At 36.4% G+C, this 14,623-nt stretch carries 11 protein-coding genes, 1 tRNA gene and 1 CRISPR repeat array; all 12 genes read right to left on the reverse strand.

From position 1 onward, the window contains the following. Positions 1 to 55: 55 nt before the first annotated feature. A CRISPR array of direct repeats spans positions 56 to 3,743; the repeat unit is 37 nt; unit sequence GTTTCAATCCTTATTTTACTGGAAGTAATTCTGGAAG. A gap of 195 nt (positions 3,744 to 3,938) precedes the next feature. After that, positions 3,939 to 4,511, reverse strand: coding sequence for a CRISPR-associated protein Cas4 (cas4, locus tag B3B27_RS08055; protein WP_286833622.1), 573 nt, complete (start codon positions 4,509 to 4,511; stop codon positions 3,939 to 3,941). Next, positions 4,511 to 4,801, reverse strand: a complete 291-nt coding sequence (gene cas2 / locus B3B27_RS08060) for a CRISPR-associated endonuclease Cas2 (protein WP_286833619.1) — start codon at positions 4,799 to 4,801, stop codon at positions 4,511 to 4,513. The genes cas4 and cas2 overlap by 1 nt, the downstream gene beginning before the upstream one ends. Before the next feature lie 2 nt (positions 4,802 to 4,803). Beyond that, on the reverse strand, positions 4,804 to 5,790 hold the full coding sequence (cas1, locus tag B3B27_RS08065) for a CRISPR-associated endonuclease Cas1 (protein WP_286833618.1): 987 nt from the start codon (positions 5,788 to 5,790) through the stop codon (positions 4,804 to 4,806). Positions 5,791 to 5,799: 9 nt separating this feature from the next. After that, positions 5,800 to 6,459, reverse strand: coding sequence for a CRISPR-associated endonuclease Cas6 (locus B3B27_RS08070; RefSeq protein WP_286833616.1), 660 nt, complete (start codon positions 6,457 to 6,459; stop codon positions 5,800 to 5,802). Between the two features lie 12 nt (positions 6,460 to 6,471). Continuing rightward, positions 6,472 to 8,901 (reverse strand): CRISPR-associated helicase Cas3', encoded by a 2,430-nt coding sequence (gene cas3 / locus B3B27_RS08075; protein WP_286833613.1) that lies wholly within the window; start codon positions 8,899 to 8,901, stop codon positions 6,472 to 6,474. After that, on the reverse strand, positions 8,901 to 9,674 hold the full coding sequence (gene cas5, locus B3B27_RS08080) for a CRISPR-associated protein Cas5 (protein WP_286847249.1): 774 nt from the start codon (positions 9,672 to 9,674) through the stop codon (positions 8,901 to 8,903). Before cas5 ends, cas3 begins: the two co-directional genes overlap by 1 nt. Positions 9,675 to 9,685: 11 nt before the next feature. After that, entirely contained in the window at positions 9,686 to 10,690 is a 1,005-nt protein-coding gene (gene cas7b, locus B3B27_RS08085; RefSeq protein WP_286833608.1) for a type I-B CRISPR-associated protein Cas7/Csh2, read from the reverse strand. Between the two features lie 12 nt (positions 10,691 to 10,702). After that, complete coding sequence (locus tag B3B27_RS08090; RefSeq protein WP_286847250.1) at positions 10,703 to 12,592, reverse strand: TM1802 family CRISPR-associated protein; 1,890 nt, start codon at positions 12,590 to 12,592, stop codon at positions 10,703 to 10,705. A 96-nt stretch (positions 12,593 to 12,688) separates the two neighbouring features. Continuing rightward, on the reverse strand, positions 12,689 to 12,847 hold the full coding sequence (locus tag B3B27_RS08095; protein WP_286833603.1) for a TM1802 family CRISPR-associated protein: 159 nt from the start codon (positions 12,845 to 12,847) through the stop codon (positions 12,689 to 12,691). An 8-nt stretch (positions 12,848 to 12,855) separates the two neighbouring features. Next, on the reverse strand, positions 12,856 to 13,467 hold the full coding sequence (locus B3B27_RS08100; RefSeq protein WP_286833600.1) for a TM1802 family CRISPR-associated protein: 612 nt from the start codon (positions 13,465 to 13,467) through the stop codon (positions 12,856 to 12,858). A gap of 263 nt (positions 13,468 to 13,730) precedes the next feature. Further along, a complete protein-coding gene (locus tag B3B27_RS08105) occupies positions 13,731 to 13,916 on the reverse strand; it encodes a hypothetical protein (RefSeq protein ID WP_286847251.1) in 186 nt (61 codons plus the stop codon). Positions 13,917 to 14,362: 446 nt separating this feature from the next. Then, positions 14,363 to 14,437 (reverse strand) — tRNA-Pro (locus tag B3B27_RS08110). Between the last annotated feature and the right edge of the window lie 186 nt (positions 14,438 to 14,623).

The following is a 14,623-nucleotide window of genomic DNA, read 5'->3' on the forward strand; positions in this document are numbered from 1 at the left end:
ACTGGAAGTAATTCTGGAAGAATGATAGAAGAAATTACTAACCTCAAAAACAACAGTTTCAATCCTTATTTTACTGGAAGTAATTCTGGAAGTTCTATATTATCAAGGGACATGTGTACCGCTTTTAGTTTCAATCCTTATTTTACTGGAAGTAATTCTGGAAGTTTCGTTTTCCCGGGTGGCAGTTTTCTCATTTTTCGGTTTCAATCCTTATTTTACTGGAAGTAATTCTGGAAGATTGTTGAGTAAAGATGGACTGGTGCCAGTGTCCTAGTTTCAATCCTTATTTTACTGGAAGTAATTCTGGAAGTCGAACAGATCAAATGCTTCGGTTTGGAACTCACTGTTTCAATCCTTATTTTACTGGAAGTAATTCTGGAAGAATTGCGAACTGTCTATGTTAAGGAGTAGCGGAGTAAGTTTCAATCCTTATTTTACTGGAAGTAATTCTGGAAGATATGGCAGGATTCGATACCTGCACGATTGGATTCTTGTTTCAATCCTTATTTTACTGGAAGTAATTCTGGAAGCTTAGAATTGAACTATTAAGCAAATAGCAAACAAAGTTTCAATCCTTATTTTACTGGAAGTAATTCTGGAAGAGGGTAAAGAGGTGGCGGAAGAGTGCTGGGATAAAGGTTTCAATCCTTATTTTACTGGAAGTAATTCTGGAAGGCATATCAAATATATTTTCCCAGTCGCAATAAGCAAGTTTCAATCCTTATTTTACTGGAAGTAATTCTGGAAGAGAAATGCGGGAGGTGAACGGGAGATACCTGAACGGTTTCAATCCTTATTTTACTGGAAGTAATTCTGGAAGCTGATTGAAGCGGGCGTTCCGAGGCATACATACATGTTTCAATCCTTATTTTACTGGAAGTAATTCTGGAAGTGAATTTCTTGTTATCAGACGTAATCACAAAATCTTTGTTTCAATCCTTATTTTACTGGAAGTAATTCTGGAAGTCGCACGTCGGGAGACACACCTACGGAACAATGCTTCGTTTCAATCCTTATTTTACTGGAAGTAATTCTGGAAGATCATGATTTTTGTATGTTTATTTCAAAAATTCCTTGTTTCAATCCTTATTTTACTGGAAGTAATTCTGGAAGAAAGAGGAAAGAGATTTTACCGACGAGGAGAAATCGTTTCAATCCTTATTTTACTGGAAGTAATTCTGGAAGTAATCGCAAGTTTGAGTTTTAGCGGTCTAACTGCTTGTTTCAATCCTTATTTTACTGGAAGTAATTCTGGAAGCTACCATCTTCACAGACAGTATTTCCCGCTTATCAAAGTTTCAATCCTTATTTTACTGGAAGTAATTCTGGAAGTCTTGACTATACTGGCTTGCACTGTATGCCAGAAAAGTTTCAATCCTTATTTTACTGGAAGTAATTCTGGAAGATGCGGCGGCTCATGCTATAAGGTTAGCAAGTTCTCTGTTTCAATCCTTATTTTACTGGAAGTAATTCTGGAAGAATTATCGCGAATTGGGACAAATTAAAGATAGCATCGTTTCAATCCTTATTTTACTGGAAGTAATTCTGGAAGACGCTCAAAAAAGCACCAAAAACGATGAAAAAGTGGAGTTTCAATCCTTATTTTACTGGAAGTAATTCTGGAAGTTTGTAAAACCAATCTTCGAAAAACGTCGCTTTTGGTGTTTCAATCCTTATTTTACTGGAAGTAATTCTGGAAGAGTGACCCAATCTATCTCTTGACCAATGAATTGTTCGTTTCAATCCTTATTTTACTGGAAGTAATTCTGGAAGAGAGACGGGCAAGATTTACATCGCACAGGACAGCAAGTTTCAATCCTTATTTTACTGGAAGTAATTCTGGAAGATAACTTTCGAAACTAATGAAAAACAAAAACATGGGTTTCAATCCTTATTTTACTGGAAGTAATTCTGGAAGATTGACTGATGCCTACTGTTAACCCGTCCACTCCAGTTTCAATCCTTATTTTACTGGAAGTAATTCTGGAAGTATACAATAGGGCTTTCTCTATATAGTTTTATGAAAGTTTCAATCCTTATTTTACTGGAAGTAATTCTGGAAGACCGCCTGCTTCTGTGAAATTGACGGCTCATTCTTGGTTTCAATCCTTATTTTACTGGAAGTAATTCTGGAAGACATTGTTCCGTAAAACCTCCTGAACCGCTTCCTTAGGTTTCAATCCTTATTTTACTGGAAGTAATTCTGGAAGTGGGATTGCATCAGTTGAAATGTACGGTGCTGTGTTGTTTCAATCCTTATTTTACTGGAAGTAATTCTGGAAGTACGGTGCAAATATATGGGCGCAATGACACTGTTTTGTTTCAATCCTTATTTTACTGGAAGTAATTCTGGAAGACTGCATTTGATTGTATGATCCTTAAATATCCAGCGTTGTTTCAATCCTTATTTTACTGGAAGTAATTCTGGAAGTCAACCCTTTGTCCTTGAATGATGAAACAATATTTAGTTTCAATCCTTATTTTACTGGAAGTAATTCTGGAAGATAATATTTTTTATATTGTTCAGGAATACTTTTCCTGTTTCAATCCTTATTTTACTGGAAGTAATTCTGGAAGTTCGCTGGCGTCCAGAACATTATCTCCGCTATCTTTTGTTTCAATCCTTATTTTACTGGAAGTAATTCTGGAAGCGTTGAAACAGGTGGGCTTTCTTTGGGATTTAGTCGGTTTCAATCCTTATTTTACTGGAAGTAATTCTGGAAGGAGGATTTTGAGTGGGTGATTGAGTGGTATTTCGAGGTTTCAATCCTTATTTTACTGGAAGTAATTCTGGAAGTTGAACTTGAGATATCATCTTTGCCTAATTTTGGGGTTTCAATCCTTATTTTACTGGAAGTAATTCTGGAAGAGGCGTGACTACCTGTATGGCAATGAGGTTAACTCTTGTTTCAATCCTTATTTTACTGGAAGTAATTCTGGAAGTGTAATCTTGTACTGGATTATCTGTTAACATCCCTGTGTTTCAATCCTTATTTTACTGGAAGTAATTCTGGAAGACGGGTTAACAGTAGGCATCAGTCAATACAATCTCTGTTTCAATCCTTATTTTACTGGAAGTAATTCTGGAAGAATTCCTGATTAAATCATACGCTTTCAACAGGATGGTTTCAATCCTTATTTTACTGGAAGTAATTCTGGAAGATAGCACATTCTTTTTCCATCTGTGGTCTATCCAAGTTTCAATCCTTATTTTACTGGAAGTAATTCTGGAAGTTTAACCTCTCGTAATCCAGTCTTCACATCATCCACAGTTTCAATCCTTATTTTACTGGAAGTAATTCTGGAAGGCCTGCCGAATTTATGCACTTCGCAAGTCAGATGCTGTTTCAATCCTTATTTTACTGGAAGTAATTCTGGAAGCGAGGTGGTTAATCCGTCAATCGAATTACCTGTTAGTTTCAATCCTTATTTTACTGGAAGTAATTCTGGAAGAATTGCATAGATGCAGCACGCTATGCCGTTATGCAGTTTCAATCCTTATTTTACTGGAAGTAATTCTGGAAGTGGCGACAGAGATGACGCGACTATAAGGCTTTATGAGTTTCAATCCTTATTTTACTGGAAGTAATTCTGGAAGAATACTTCCCTGCAACTTCGGAAGAAATGGAAGCAAGTTTCAATCCTTATTTTACTGGAAGTAATTCTGGAAGTGTAAAACCTTTAATATCCGCTTCTATTGTTGCTTGTTTCAATCCTTATTTTACTGGAAGTAATTCTGGAAGGCGTACATTGATTTATTATATTGACAACCAGAACCATAAAAACATTTTTGAAATCTATATTTTTTGTTTTTCAATATGTCAAAGAGCGTTGATATACTGATTATTTTTATCATTTCCGAAAAGTTAATAGCTTTATTTCTAATGGCATATACAACACATTAATCAATGCAAAAATAAATTAGCACCCGGAAAATTTTATTTCTCGCAAATATTCCCATATGTACATCCCAAACATCTTTGCTTGTATTTCGTAGCCTTGGGAAAATAATTGTGATAAATGATCTCATTTACATCTTTACAAATATTCCGAATTTCTTGTTTTGCTTCTTCCTTTATTTCTATTTCAACCACTTTGTTTGACGAACGGGTGTACACCAAAAAACCTTTGTTTACTGTTCTTTGAAAATTCTCTTCAATTAATACGGCATAACATCCAAGTTGAGTACGATATGTTTCATAAATTCGATCTTCAAATTTAGCAAATTTATAGTCAAGAGGAGCCATCGTGCCATCATTTAACAAAAGGACTTCATCAATTACACCTCGCAATAGCTCATTCGTCAGATACTGATCGGTAAATTTATCAATCACTCCGATTCGTTTACGCAGGTATTCTTTATTCCGCTCCAATTTCAAATCATGTAGCTGTCTCCCTTTCATTATTTTGTAATGACGCTCCTCATATTGCGGAATGCAAAGTACATATTCGTAATATGTAAAACGAGGACAATAAAGGTACTCAATAATATGTGAAGGCGTTATTGACATCAAAAAAACAGAGCCCTAACTTCATCGGTGACCAACTTTTTATCAAACGCTTGTCCCAACAGTACTGTTTGTCTAAGCTCATTCTTACTCATAGGAAAAATGTAGACAGAATCACATTCCTCATCAATCAGCTCGTTTACAGACAACTCGAGTGTGTCTTTTTCATTCTCCTCCAGACTTCCAAGAAAAACAGACTTTTGTACACGATATAAACCGGCTTTCTTGCATATTTTGGAGACCTTGGTCCTTGATCTGTCTTTCTTAATATCGTATATCACCCAGCAAATCATACTTATTTGATTAACCGGTTTGCAAACTGATGCGCATCCATTTGCATGGCATTCGCTCTGGTTTGATTTCGGCCATTGTAACGTATTTTATCTTCATCCAAAAAACGCATAAATGATTGCATCAGAATGTTTTTCCCTTCAGCATTCAATGTATATCCGTTTGTAATCTTATCGGTATGAGCGTCATTAATTTTTTTTGCTGAAAAAAGCTTAAAAACAACTTCTTCCGCATATATCCGATAAGGTTCGATAAAATCAAAAACCATACTTTTCATATTGTAATCATCCCGATGCATGAAACCCACATATGGATCAAGTCCGGCAATGATCAGAACTTTTTCTACCCGGCTATACAAAACACCGTATGCATAATTAAGAAAGGCGTTAAAGGGATCATCGGCCGGTCGAAAACTTCTGCCATGGAATCGATAACGTTCCACCAAAAGAGAACTGAGGGTATTAAAATAAACACGTCCTGCCGTTCCTTCCAATCCCCGGAGTGTGCTGTCTATTTCATCAATTTTTCTCCCCCTCATTTCGTTCATCTTTATTTTGATACCGGAAATAGTCTCAATTTTTTCCTGTATCATGTCTGCTGACGAGGATCTATGGCTTTTCAAACGTTTTAATAATTCAATCTGATTGTCGAGTTTACTTGTTAACCACTTCTTTATCCAATCAACGCCAGTTTCATTCAGACTGGCTTCAAGTTGTTGCTTCCTGATTTTTGAGGTACTTCCGGGTCTACTGTGCCAAAAACGGCCAACGGGTATCCCATCATGTTCAAAGACAATGATGTCAATATTGTTTTTGATGGCCAGAATGATGGCTTCGGTACTCAGGGCTGCACCTTTGCTCATCAAAATTGAGGTCACTTTCTGACTTGCAAAATGATGTTTCTGTTTTTCTCCCTCTTTGGTCAAAGAAACTTCGAACAAATCATCTTTTACATGCACATAAGTGCCATATGTATTGATTACCAACTGCATAAGATTAATTTATTGCATCAACTTAACCGTTCCAAAACCTCGGCTTACTAATTTCCCTATTCCGGCCCATTCCGGGAGAAAAGCATTGGTCGTGAAATACCCTTTAAATGCCAACATCGACTGGTTCTTAAATAGAGTTTGTTTCTCTTCTACCATGACGGTTGCCATAATACGCTCAACTACCCTATATGAAAGTCCCTTATAAAAACTTAGAATATTATTCTGCAATTGATGGTTCAGAAATAATCTTTTCTGTTGTTCGTCAAGATGTGTATATTTCCTGAAATTATCCTGATTTAAGGCTATCCACAATGTTTCAAATGAGTAGTTATACAATTGTTCATTGACCGTCAACGTATGTTGCGTCCGATGAACGTTTTTAGCCAGTACTGGAAAATATTGCCCATCAATATTCAATTCACGGATTTTCAAAAACAATGAAACCAGTAAATCAGCTCCTTCCTTAAAACCGACTAGCATAGGGCAACCGTTAATCACCTTATACTGAACCAGAGGATAGGCATATCTGGCAGAACCATCCTGGTAATGGTTATGCAACAATGGGGATTGTTCCTTAAATAAATTTCCAAAATATCCTCTCAGTTTATGTGCATCTCTTGTTTGCAACTGAATATCCGGGAATTGTATGATTGTTTGAGTGATTTGCATAAGTAATTAATATTAAAGAATTGTAACCCAAGAATCTTCAATTTTATTCCGGATAAATCCGGTTTCAGAATAATATTCTTTTAAAGAGTCATAAGGAACAATTAAAATGTTGTCAGATAATTCATCCAATTCCTTAAGCTTGTCCAAGTAATCAGGAACTGCAATAATATGTTGATGGAAATCTCTCTTATAGGGCTCAAAATCTTCGCGCGAACATTCTTTTCGGATCATCTTATCAAACATTTCTTTTGCCAGAGTCGCTTTTTCGTCACATTCAATAAAGACTGATCTTGTTTTGAACCCATTCTCAATCACCTGAAATTTAGCAACGGACCATTCAGAACCATCATAGTCTAGTTTCTTCATCGATTTAAAAAAGTTCATAGAATATTCAAATCCATCGTCATTCCGTTCGCATATGTGGCTATAGTAGTGGTTCACAAGATCAAGGTATCTAACCTCATCAATGTGTGATTCAATATCGGTGAAATGTGTAATTGCTTTTCGAGCAGTCTCTTCTGTCATCGGTCCATATATTCTACCACACATCCCAAAGTCGATAACAATAACTTCGCCAACAAAATCCTTATTATACTCACGATTTACACGTCCGGCAACCTGAATAATGGAATCTATTGGGGCTAAGTCACGGAAAGCCAGATCAAAATCTAGATCAACACCGGCCTCAATACATTGAGTCGAAATTAATATTGGCTTTAATCCTTTGTTTAATCTCGCATTTATTACATCCTCTTTGATCTGATCAATTAACTGCTGTCGTCCGGCAGGAACTATATTGGTTGATAGATAGTAGATCGGGTTTTTAAGACCTTTTTCTCCTAAATAGCTTTGAATACTTCTGAATACGTCGATTGAAAGCTTTACGGTATTGACTACAATCAAACAAGACTTGTTTGGTTCCCAGTATTTCTTAAAATAGTTCTCCACAAAGTCTTCTTGATCCACTATCTTTTTTTCTATTTGAGGTAAGAGCCTTGTGCGATGAAATGACCTGAAAATTTTTTCTACGTCTTTCTCCGTTCCGAGCAATTCAATCGGATTGGCTTTTTCGCCCTCAATTGACAGAATTTTTTGATTTGCTAATTCAAAAACCTTGGGTTTTGTGGCTGTCATTAGAACAATACGTGCATCAAGAAACTTTGACAAATAATAAAGTGAAGCCCCAACCAGCGGCAGTTGTTTTAGGGCAATAGTCTGCACCTCATCAAGAATTATGATACTGCCCGCATAATGGTTGAACTTTTTTAACAATTTATTTCGGTTGCCAATCAACGTTTGCAGGAACTGCACAAAGGTTGTAATCACAATATCGCACTGCCATGTGTCAAGCGACATTAGCTTTTGGTTGTACCCTTTTCCGTCGTCGTTGTATTCTTCTTGTTGACTCAGTGCATCGGCATATTGGTAATGAGACAGGATTCGGGCCTCATTCTTGTCAAAAAGTTTTCGGTAAACCGAGTCGGCTTGCTCAATAATATTGATAAACGGTAAGGCATAAATAATCTGAGCTTCGCGTCCTTCTTTTTTCCTGATCATTGCCCGGAGCTTTAATGCAAAGTCAAGGGCGGTTAAGGTTTTTCCTATTCCGGTAGGTCCGGTAAGAGTAAAAATCTTTTGACTAATAATCCCTTTTTCTGATAGCTTTTCAATTACCCGTTTCCGCACCAAATTACGCAACTCATTTTGAGAAAGATGTCCAAAGTCACTAAGTGTCTCATCCCAAACCTGATCGGGGATCCCTTTATCATTGTCAACTTTTGAAGGAGATAAAGGAACTCGTTGATAAACGATGGTTCCCGAAGCATCTAGCTTATCGGCTTCAATTAACAACGAAAAAAGATAATTGATTAGAAAGTAATGTTGGATATTACAATTCTTTTGCAACTGTTTTATGGCTTTAAAATAGGACCGACAGGGGAGTATCTTTTCATGAAAGGTTTCAATATCTTCAACGACCAATTCATGAGACACTATAGACTTAAAAGGAAGAATGGATGATTGTCTTTTTTTGAGTTGCAATATGTCTGCATTGAATGCGGTTTCAGTGAAATCACTCCTCAACGCCATTAAACTTTGTAGATTCCCGTGATGTTGGGAAATGATCCAATATCCTACAATTCCCCAAAAAGGATCGTTATTAAAATATCTTGCCAAAAAATATAGTGCTCCAAATTGTGAATGTGATTTTAAATAATAATCCACATCAGGCCGATTGAACAGATAATCCTGAAAATATTGCGTATACTTCCCCAAATCGTGAAAAATGGCAATATTTTCAAGAATTGTCCATTTATCATCAAATACATGCAAATATTTTATACCTCTATAAAATAGATCCTTGACATTTTTCAAATGCTCACAGAGTAGCTTCGACCCCACTCTACCCTGTGGGGTGTCTATTGCATGTGAATAGAATTCCATTACTTCATAAATTGGATAAGTTTTCTTTTTCCTTCTTTCATGAGTTCAATAACTGTAGCCGATTCTTTTAATCTTGCTTTTAATTGAGAGGCTGAAACAGAAAATAGCATACGGTTCATTTTCAGTAATTCACGGTTGTAATTTGCCACAAAATCGGCCGGCATCAGTTCTTCTTCGACAATACTAAAACGACCAATGCCATCAGATAATAGCTCAATTTCCTCAACGTCTTCAGAGTTTATCGCACTATCGAAATATTCGAAATAGGGCAAAGCGTTGCGTTCCACTGCCTCATACTCCTGATAGTTTGAAAGGCTTGCATTAAAGCTTGCTGCGCCAAGTGTGAGTGCAAAATTGTTCCCTTTTGTTTGGAGTAAATCTTTCAGACGCATATAATCCTTATCGGGGATTTTCAATGGTCGAAGAAAAATACGATAAGTAATGGCAGATTTTTTTATATCCTCACCGGTTACTATTTCAAACGGCGTTTGAATGCGCCCTTTACCCCCTCTGAAATCATTTGGTCCTTTAATACTTAACAAATTAAGTCTGTGAATGGTCTTTTTGGTCCGTGTGTGTAAAGCAATACCAATATCGATATTTCGTGATGAAAACAGTTCGTAATATGAATCTTTGGGTAAACCGCAAATAGCAGCGAGCATTCCCATGACCGTAGTTCGGGGAGGAATGCTGAAACTCAGAGCCGTGTTGTTCGTGTAATACTTACGGAAGTGAGCAATTTTACCGGAAATGTCAAATGAAATGACCTCCATAGCAAATTGAATTAATTGATTTTCAATTCAGGAAAATCAATCGATTTATTGATGATCACCTCTTTAATGGGTTTCCCTTCGCCGACTTTCTCTTTAAGTAGCATTTCAAGTCCTGATACATCAATAACTAAATCTCTAAGTGACCTAACCTGCTTTGTAACAACGCCTTCTTTGCATTCAACTTTGATCGCATTTCGTAAATCCCCAAAATAACCATTATTAAATCCTTCATTGTAAACAATTTCGAGATAAAATTTAGGATATTGATTCATTTTCGAACGGGTGGGCTGCGATGGAATACTTTCCCAAATTGCTTTGCGGAATAATTTCAGGTCATCTTCAGTGAGTCCGGTTGTCTTTGCTGCATATTTATTGATAGTGCCATTAAAAGCCAATAAACTATAATACACCCTGTAATCTTTTCCAAAAGTACTACTGTCATCGTTCATAATGGTTACTATTGAACTCGATTCAACCAGTTCAACCTGGTTCAACGAGTACCCCCAGTTCATCTGAATTGCTCCCGTATAAGCTTTGGTAAACTCTTTCACGGCAAAAGCACTGCCGAACATCCTTATATCAACAAATCTATTTTTAACAAGTTGAGAAAGAATATAGTAATTCAATTTGCTATTTTTGGCATGCTGTAATAGCTTTAGAATAGAATCTTTATCCTTCTTCTCAGCAATAATCGCTTCAAACTCTTTCAAGAGCTCTGGACTTTCTTTAAAGATTGATGCGCGTTCAGCCGAATCAGATAGAATACGTTGGACAACAAAATCCAATTTCGAGTCTGAACTCACTTTACTGTCACCTTCCATATCTACGAATATCTCATGTCCCTGATCTTTGAGGTAGTCGCGTATAAATCGTTTTACACGGGTATCGGTAACAAGATTGGTACTGGTGTCGTAATCCATACGAGGTTTATTTTCTTGATCAGGATCGCCGTTTGGGTTACACAATGTGGCATCATATAAGAAAATAAAATCGGAATTGTATTTGATAGCTGTCATGATTGTAAGTTTTTATTGGTTATTATCGATGTAGAGTGAAAAACCGGAAAGAATGTAAAAAACACTTTCCTGTGGTGTTAATGTCCATAATGTCTCATCAGCGGGAAACAGTTGAGAAAACATTTTAGAACAATAGTTGATCTCGTTGACGATTTTGTATTGAGTGGACAATTCAAAAGCATCAACATATAAACGTTGAATTTTCGAGTGGTCCATTCCATTGTAATTGATCTTATTCAGGACTGGCTTTTGTTTATGATTCTTGTTATACTGGGCAGTTCCTATCTTTCTAATTATTCGCCCAAGCCAATACAAAGCTTGTTGTTGAGGAGAATACCCCATGTCGCTAAAGAACCGTTGCAACTTGTCGGCTCTTTCCTCATTCTCTGCCAAAGGTTTTTCATTTTCTTCCATATCCATATCTATTAGTTTTAATGCTTTTAAAAGATTGATTAAAAAGAGATATTTGAGTGCACTATCCCGAATCGCGAGATCGAAATCCTCCGGTTTATACGTGATGTTTGAATAGGAGTTATAGCGATTATAATAATGACAAAGAATCAATTCGGTAAAGTGATAAAATATCTTTGTGTATCGTACTTTTCGTTGTTCAAGGATTTGCGACAACAGTTTCAGTGCATCGTTCTTCTGCTCATGCTCTTTACGTATGGGTATTGCGAAATAAATTGTTGAAAGATTAGACCTTCTCTGGTTGAAATAGTTGGAAATCAACTCCGATTGTTCCATATCTTTTCTAATAATATTACCAAACCATACATTGCTGACATCCTTGATGTGGTTGATTACTTTCACGCTGTTTCCATGGCTGGCATATGCAATATAATTGATCCAGAATAAGGGACTTTCCGCGTCCATGCCAAGTGACTCAAACGTATTTTCTAACTGCTTGGTAGAAAAAACCCACTCGCTCATCTGCTGGATTTGGTCAAGTTCAAACTTCATATCAACGTTTTCGGGGTCAAGAAAGGTGGGAATAATATAATGCTCCGTGTTGGCAATACGTACCGAACACCGCTGGTTGTTCAGTTTCCCCCTGATATAGTTTGAGCCATTTTGAAGAGCTTTCTGTATGTCTAAATCAATTTGGTAGTATTTTTCAAAGTCTTTCTTGTTAAAATTGGGGGCATAATTAATCGTAGTGGTTACGAACAACTTGTTCAAGTCTTCCCTGTCTGAGAAAGTAGGCAATGTTGTCTTGTCGCTTTTCTTTCCGGTAGCGTAGCAGAGTGACTCTTTCATTTCTTTACCCTGTTCAGCAGTTTTGATGAAGTTCTTCTTCACGTAATAATCATAGCCGTCGAGGTTACAGAGTAAAGTAGGTGCATTAATTCCCAGCAATTCCGATTTAATCGCTATACTCAGCATTACAATCTTATGATTCCTCGGGAACGACAGTTTCTTAGAAATATATTCATTTTCCAGTACGTCGATCCCCTTTTTTCCTTCGTCGATCTCTACGTTACGCAATGAATAACAGGCCTCCAATGCTTTATAAAATAAGGTCTCTTTCGCTTCAGGATGTGATCTTAGAAGGGCCTTTTGAAACAAGCCTTGTTCGCTATCACTATTGACCTTCCCGAAAATACTTTTCTGTAAAATCGGCAACTTCTTTGGATATGTGCAGGTTACCATCCAAGGATCTCCATTTCTTCCCCATAACTCACTTTTTAGATTTCGGTATTTAATTGGCGAAGATTCAATACCAAACGCATGGAGATTATTCTCCACAACAATAGTTTGCCGGTCAATATCAAATGTGATGATTAGAACATAATTTTCAATTGATTCATCTTCATTAAATATTGGAATTTCTATCAGATTGTCCCATTCTCCCTGTTCTTGGGCAATCTCTTTACCAAGTGTGATTAACGTATTAAGCATTGTAGGACGATTCTATTACAAGATTAAACCTGAGAAAAGGATCAGTTTTCGTTTCAAGCATTTTTACTTCCATAAAAATATCCAGTTAAATTATGTTTATGCATTTTTTCCATATTCCAAAGCCAACGCCTCTTTCGATGACACCGGATAGTTTCGCCAAAATTTTTCTTTATTAAAGAAACCGCTGATAAATCCCGGTTTATCGGGACTGGAATATTTAAAGGGTGCTGCAAAACCATAAATCTCATCTGCCACTTTGCCGGTTAGAGAACAAACAGCTTTGGTCGTCCGGGATTTGGTTCTATTATGATCATATTTTTTTCTGATCCCGAGTCCAATAATACATCCCGAATCAATTCAAAATCATTTAAATACAAATCACGATCTCGATGGATGCGAAGTGATATTCCGGTTGTAGTTTGCTCCTCTCTACTGGCATGATCGAAATAATTTTTCACATCTGATGTAATTAAATCCTCATTCCGTGTAAATTCAGATTCAATAAGTTTGAATAATTGACACTCTTTATGATTCAAAGAAGTGAGTTTTCCAAACTGAGCATTTTTGATATTCTGCAGTTTTTTATCCGGGGGATTGCTCAACTTTGTAGTGATGGTTACATCTCCACCGCGCGGGCTTCCTTTACGGTATGCATACTTACGATAACTGGCCGATTCTTTTTTTATCTTCTCTATATCAATTCCCCTATATGTACATTGCATCCCGCCACTACTGTCGACAACATCAAACACCAACAACAGCATCTGATAATCTTTCCCCGGAAACATGTTTTCAATGTACAAATCTACAGGGTCGAGATCACTCTTTTGTTCCAATTGCCAATGTCCAATTGCAGATATAGACCTATCGTTCATATTTTGAAATTTGAAAAAAGATGACTCATAATCAATTTCCTACATACTTGCTATCCTTGTTTTAATGGAGAGGTACATTTGTCCTATCTTTAGTTTCAACCCTTGTTGTAAATAGATTACAAGTAATCAGCGTTCCATGTTTTATCCCATTTGATGCCCCAAAGATAAAATGGATTTTGCACATATACAAGGATTATTCCAATTAATTTTTATAAAGGTAGGAAAAATATGAAATTATAACAAAATAAATTTTATTTGACACTCTAAAACTCTGAATATGATTGCCCATTGGGGGCATCCTGTCCATAACCTTTCTCATGAAGGAAACGAGCAAAATCTCGGTCAGCGTATCGCAATACCTTATAAATCCACGCACTGATGTAGTACTGATAATCCATCGGCAACATGCGTTGCTTTGTGGTACGGTTCAATGTAAGTTTGAATCTCATGTCAATGAATAATTTAATAAAGGACAAAGAAAAAACAACAATTTGACAACTTATGTCAATAAATATATTTTTGTTTTATTATATATTTTTATTTACATTTTAAAATTATTCACTGAATAAAAAGGATAACAAGCTGATTCTTTTCAACGAAATGAAATATTTCCTCAAGGTGTAATTACTTTTGTAACGTTCGAACATGGCTAAATCTGATTTAAACGCCTAAAGCTATAAAGATTTCCTTTAACAAACAAAATAATATACTGAAAGTTGCACTTCTAAACTGAACTTAGCACTTCTAAAACGAGTTTCGCTTTTAATTCTATACTGAATTTTCTTCTTGTTTTTTTCTTTCATCGGCATATATTAACTTGGTGTCCGGTTTTTGGGAAGTATTATACAAAAAAAGCACCTACCTGAATAAACAGATAAGTGCTTGATTTTCACCGTCGGGGTGGCGGGATTCGAACTCGCGACCCCCTGCTCCCAAAGCAGGTACACTAACCGGACTGTGCTACACCCCGAAATTATTTAACCGGATTATATCCGGAATTTTCACTTTTGAAACATCAAATTTCTATGAGTAACAGGCATGCTTAAAAAGCAATCTATTTGTTGTTCTCAAAAAGTGGTTGCAAAAGTACAACTAATTTTGGACAAACTCAAAACTTATTAGGTTTTTTACAAATTTTGCCATGGAAAACCTCTTA

It is taken from the genome of Proteiniphilum sp. UBA5463, from assembly GCF_002427225.1.
Lineage (GTDB): Bacteria > Bacteroidota > Bacteroidia > Bacteroidales > Dysgonomonadaceae > Proteiniphilum > Proteiniphilum propionicum.

Excerpts from the sequence above, each read along its gene's own strand:
- cas4 (WP_286833622.1), bottom strand. The coding sequence starts at position 4,511 with ATGTCAATAACGCCTTCACATATTATTGAGTACCTTTATTGTCCTCGT.
- cas1 (WP_286833618.1), bottom strand. The coding sequence starts at position 5,790 with ATGCAGTTGGTAATCAATACATATGGCACTTATGTGCATGTAAAAGAT.
- cas5 (WP_286847249.1), bottom strand. The coding sequence starts at position 9,674 with ATGGAGGTCATTTCATTTGACATTTCCGGTAAAATTGCTCACTTCCGT.
- cas7b (WP_286833608.1), bottom strand. The coding sequence starts at position 10,690 with ATGACAGCTATCAAATACAATTCCGATTTTATTTTCTTATATGATGCC.
- cas2 (WP_286833619.1), bottom strand. The coding sequence starts at position 4,801 with ATGATTTGCTGGGTGATATACGATATTAAGAAAGACAGATCAAGGACC.
- B3B27_RS08105 (WP_286847251.1), bottom strand. The coding sequence starts at position 13,916 with ATGAGATTCAAACTTACATTGAACCGTACCACAAAGCAACGCATGTTG.
- B3B27_RS08070 (WP_286833616.1), bottom strand. The coding sequence starts at position 6,459 with ATGCAAATCACTCAAACAATCATACAATTCCCGGATATTCAGTTGCAA.
- cas3 (WP_286833613.1), bottom strand. The coding sequence starts at position 8,901 with ATGGAATTCTATTCACATGCAATAGACACCCCACAGGGTAGAGTGGGG.
- B3B27_RS08090 (WP_286847250.1), bottom strand. The coding sequence starts at position 12,592 with ATGCTTAATACGTTAATCACACTTGGTAAAGAGATTGCCCAAGAACAG.
- B3B27_RS08100 (WP_286833600.1), bottom strand. The coding sequence starts at position 13,467 with ATGAACGATAGGTCTATATCTGCAATTGGACATTGGCAATTGGAACAA.